The sequence below is a fragment of the Mesorhizobium sp. M7A.F.Ca.CA.004.04.2.1 genome (assembly GCF_004022825.1).
Taxonomy (GTDB): domain Bacteria; phylum Pseudomonadota; class Alphaproteobacteria; order Rhizobiales; family Rhizobiaceae; genus Mesorhizobium.
On the sequence record NZ_RZPH01000500.1, the window covers coordinates 1 to 4246 of the forward strand.

Here is a 4246-nt window from a genome sequence, read left to right on the forward strand (position 1 = left end):
GACCATTTGCGCGCCGCGCCGGTTGAGCAGCGGCTGGTCGGTCGGGTCGTTGCGGCTGCCGACCAGCTTCTTGCCGACATAGGCCGAGACCAGCGACAGCGCCAGGAAGGCGAGGACCTGGACCTGCCAGGTCCAGAAGCCGGCGTCCCAGACCAGCAGCGACACGGCGCCGATGATCAGCGCGGCGATGCCGATCCACAGCATGAAGATACCCGGTGCGATGACTTCCATCACCAGCAGGATGAAACCGAGTACCATCCAGTTCCACGGGCCGAGTTCGGAAACGATGCGGTCGATCATTGGTTTCGACCTCAGTTGTCGGTTGGGCGAACGACCGGCGGGCGCGCGGCCTGCCTCTGCGAGCCGGTCGTGCCTTCGCTGCGGAAGACTTCTTTGGCGATTTCGCCAATGCCGCCGAGCGAACCGATCAGCGACGATGCCTCGAAGGGCATCAGCACGATCTTGCTGTTGGTGGCCGTGCCGATCCTGCCAAGCGCTTCAGTGTATTTCAGCGCTACGAAGTAGTTCAGCGCCTGCACATCGCCTTTGGAGATCGCTTCCGACACCACCTGGGTGGCGCGGGCTTCCGCCTCGGCCGAACGTTCGCGCGCCTCGGCATCGCGGAAGGCGGCTTCCTTGCGGCCCTCGGCCTCGAGGATCTGCGACTGCTTGAGGCCTTCGGCGGCAAGGATCTGGGCACGCTTGTTGCGTTCCGCGGTCATCTGCCGGCCCATCGATTCGATAAGGTTGGCCGGCGGGTTGATGTCCTTGATTTCGACGCGGGTGATCTTGATGCCCCACGGGTGGGCTGCCTCATCGACGACACGCAGCAGGCGCTCGTTGATGGCGTCGCGGTTCGACAGGAGTTCATCGAGATCCATCGAACCCATGACGGTACGGATGTTGGTCATCGTCAGATTGAGGATGGCGTTCTGCAGGCCGGAAACCTGGTAGGCGGCCTGCGCCGCGTTGAGGATCTGGAAAAAGGCGATGCCGTCGACACCGACAATGGCGTTGTCGCGGGTGATGATTTCCTGGCTCGGAACGTCAAGCACCTGCTCCATCATGTTCATCTTGGCGCCGATACGGTCGATGAACGGGAAAATGAAATTGAGGCCTGGGCTCAGTGTCTTGGTGTAACGGCCAAAGCGCTCCACCGTATAATTGTAACCTTGCGGGATTGTCCTGATGCCTTTGATCAGCAGCACCAATACCAGAAGTGCAAGTGCACCAATCGCAATATCGAAACCACTGAAATCCATTTGGCTCTCCCTCAGACGAAGGCCGCACAAGCCATTCTCGCGCCGCCGACTTCACCAAAGACTTAAGTGTATTTCAGATGCGTTACAATCAGGTGATGATGGATTGTTTATAGGGTTGCACTCAGCGGTTGAAGGCAAACAATCTTGCATCCATGTCATCCAGCCCGTTGATCGAAGCCGGGACAATCTCGGAAGCGACCTGCGAGAAGGTGATGCCGTTGCCACCGTAGCCCATCACCGCATGGATGCGCGGGTGGCGGGGAATGGCGCCGATATAGGGCAGGCCGGTGGTCGTGGTGCCGAACGAGCCGGTCCAGGCAAAATCGGGTCTGGTGTCGAGATGCGGAACTATCAGGCCGAGCTTCTCGGCGATGCGTGTGCTCTTGTCGGCGATCAGCGCGTCGCGCCGCGCTTCGTCGATAAAATCCTCGTCCTCGCCGCCGCAAATGACCCGGCCGTCGACCGTCGTGCGCATATACAGATACGGCTCCGACGCTTCCCAGATGAACGCTGCGTCCGGCCAGAGCTTTCGCGGTTGCGGGCGTGTCGCAATCGCCCATGTCGAGATGATCCGGTGGGCGGTGGCCGGCACGATGTCGACAAGTTCGTAGCCGGTGGCCAGAACAACATGTCGTGCGGTTATGGTCGGGCCATCCCTGGTCGCGACGACAACAGCTTCGGCGCTGTCCTCGATCATTGTGGCTTCCACGGGGGCATAGAAGCGTGCCTTGCGCTCCAGGGATTTCAGCAGCAGCCCAGCCGTCAGCTTGCGTGGGTCGAGGGCGATATTGCCGTGGCCGAGAATGGCGCCTTCGCGGTCGATGCCGAATTTCTCGGCTAGCTGTTGTCGGGTTAAGCAGATGGCGCCGATGCCGGCTAGCCGACGTGCCTCGGCCTCGTCGCGCAGTTCCGGCGGACCAAGCATCGTGCCGGCCAGATAGAGTGACGGCATGCGGCTTAGGCCACAGTTGATGCCGAGTTCGGCAATGCGTCCGGCGAGATTGGAAACGGCGAGCCGCGAGCGTCGCCAGGCCTGCTGGGCCGAAGCTCTGCCGACCATCTTCGAGAGCGTGGAGAGTGGCTGGTCTATTTCGAATGCCACCAGTGCGGTGGTTGCGGCCGTCGAGCCCTTCAGCGGGCCGCGCCGGTCGATGCAGATCACCCGATGGCCATCGGCCGTCAGCGCCTCGGCCATCATGGCGCCGCTGATCCCCATGCCGACGACCAGCACATCCGTGTTGACGTCCCGGATCAGGCCGTCCGTCGGCACCGCAGGCGCGCGATAGGCCGACCAGACGGGCTGGCCAGTTCTGAGGTCGAGTTTGCGGGGCATCGCATTCTCCGGAGGCGCGCCTTAACGCCCCGGAGCTTGTGTTGTTCCGGGTTAGACCCAGCCGGACAGTTCGCGCCGCACCATCGCCTCGATCACCGCCATCCCTTCCGCGCTATCGTTGAGGCAAGGTATATGGGCGAAATTCTTGCCGCCGGCATGGTGGAAGGTTTCAGCCGCCTCGCGGCCGATCTCGTCCAGCGTCTCGATGCAGTCGACGGAAAAGCCGGGATTGACGATGGCGATCGACTTGACGCCGTCCCGCGCGAGTTTTTCCACCGTCTTGTCAGTATAGGGCTGCAGCCATTCCTGCGCGCCGAACCGCGACTGGAAGGTAATGATCAGTTTCCCGTCGTCCCAGCCGAGCCGTTCGCGCAACAGCCGCGTCGTCTTCTGGCAATGGCAATGATAGGGGTCGCCCTTCTCGAAATACGGTTTTGGAATGCCGTGATAGGAGGTGATGACCACCTCCGGCTCGAAGTCCAGTGTCGCCAGATGCCGTTCGATCGAGCGCGCTAGCGCCTCGATATAGACCGGCTCGTCATAGTAGGGCGGCACGCTGCGGACCGCCGGTGCGCGGCGCATCTTCATCAGCGCGCGAAACAGCTGATCATTAGCGGTTGCCGTGGTCGTCGCCGAATATTGCGGATAGAGCGGGAAGGTAAGGATGCGGTCGCAGCCCTGGTCGACCAGACTCTGGGCAATGCTGGCGGTTGAAGGGTTGCCATAGCGCATTGCCCAGTCGACGACGACATCAGGCAGGTCGCTCAGCGCTTCGGCCAGCTTTTCGGCCTGGGCGCGGGTATAGGTGCGCAGCGGCGACTCGTTCTTTTCCCGGTTCCAGATCCGGGCGTAGTTGGCGCCCGATTTCTTGGGCCGCGTGGTGAGCACAAGGCCATAGAGGATCGGATACCAGATCGCCTTGTTGAGCTCGATGACGCGCGGGTCGGACAGGAATTCACGGAGATAGCGCCACATCGGCTTGAAATCGGTGCCGTCGGGCGTACCCAGATTGACCAGCATGACGCCGATCTTGCCCGCCTTGACCGGCGGATGCCCAGCGGGCAACGGGCCGGGCGCCTTTGCGGCCTTGGGTTCGGCAGGGGTGGGAAGCGACATAAGGGTTCTCCGGAAGACGCGAACCTAACCATCTTGCGCGCGCATTCAATGCAGCGTCTGGCCGCACCTTAAAGCGGATTGTCTGAATGGATTCAGACGACCCGCTTTAAGCCTTTGTTTTTATGCGCGTCGTTCTCCCAAAACCGACGTCACTTTGGGGGCGACATGAATTAGCCGAAAACAGGACGCCCGTCCGGTTTTCGGACGGGCGGTGTCATTCAGGCATATAGCGGGGCTATTGCGGCGGGATGGTCAGCGTTGCGCCAACAGGAAGCCGGCGCGGCTCATAACCCTTGTTGGCGCCCGAAATGACCTTCCATTTGGCACCGTCGCCATAGGTCTTCTTGGCCAGATCCCAATAAGTGTCGCCGGCAACGATGACATGGCTGGCTTCGGCCGGCACGGCCTCCGCTGGCTTTGCCGGCTCGACGGCGGGAGCCGGTGCCGCCGGGGCGGGGGCTGCTTCAGCCGGTTTTGCCGCCTCTGCCGGTGGCGCCGGCGGGGGTGGCGCTCCCTCTGTCGATATGGCCGGGGG

At 62.1% G+C, this 4246-nt stretch carries 5 protein-coding genes; all 5 read right to left on the bottom strand.

The window, feature by feature from the left end:
• Window positions 1-300: NfeD family protein (locus EN893_RS21030; RefSeq protein ID WP_164900992.1), on the bottom strand; the 300-nt coding region annotated here is incomplete at its 3' end.
• An 11-nt stretch (window positions 301-311) separates the two neighbouring features.
• Window positions 312-1262 (bottom strand): SPFH domain-containing protein, encoded by a 951-nt coding sequence (locus tag EN893_RS21035; RefSeq protein ID WP_127269753.1) that lies wholly within the window; start codon window positions 1260-1262, stop codon window positions 312-314.
• A 121-nt stretch (window positions 1263-1383) separates the two neighbouring features.
• Complete coding sequence (locus EN893_RS21040; protein WP_127269752.1) at window positions 1384-2595, bottom strand: FAD-binding oxidoreductase; 1212 nt, start codon at window positions 2593-2595, stop codon at window positions 1384-1386.
• A gap of 51 nt (window positions 2596-2646) precedes the next feature.
• Window positions 2647-3711, bottom strand: a complete 1065-nt coding sequence (gene hemH, locus EN893_RS21045; RefSeq protein WP_127269750.1) for a ferrochelatase — start codon at window positions 3709-3711, stop codon at window positions 2647-2649.
• 235 nt (window positions 3712-3946) lie between these two features.
• Window positions 3947-4246: LysM peptidoglycan-binding domain-containing protein (locus EN893_RS21050; protein ID WP_128361750.1), on the bottom strand; the 300-nt coding region annotated here is incomplete at its 5' end.

Excerpts from the sequence above, each read along its gene's own strand:
- EN893_RS21035 (WP_127269753.1), bottom strand. The coding sequence starts at position 1,262 with ATGGATTTCAGTGGTTTCGATATTGCGATTGGTGCACTTGCACTTCTG.
- EN893_RS21040 (WP_127269752.1), bottom strand. The coding sequence starts at position 2,595 with ATGCCCCGCAAACTCGACCTCAGAACTGGCCAGCCCGTCTGGTCGGCC.
- hemH (WP_127269750.1), bottom strand. The coding sequence starts at position 3,711 with ATGTCGCTTCCCACCCCTGCCGAACCCAAGGCCGCAAAGGCGCCCGGC.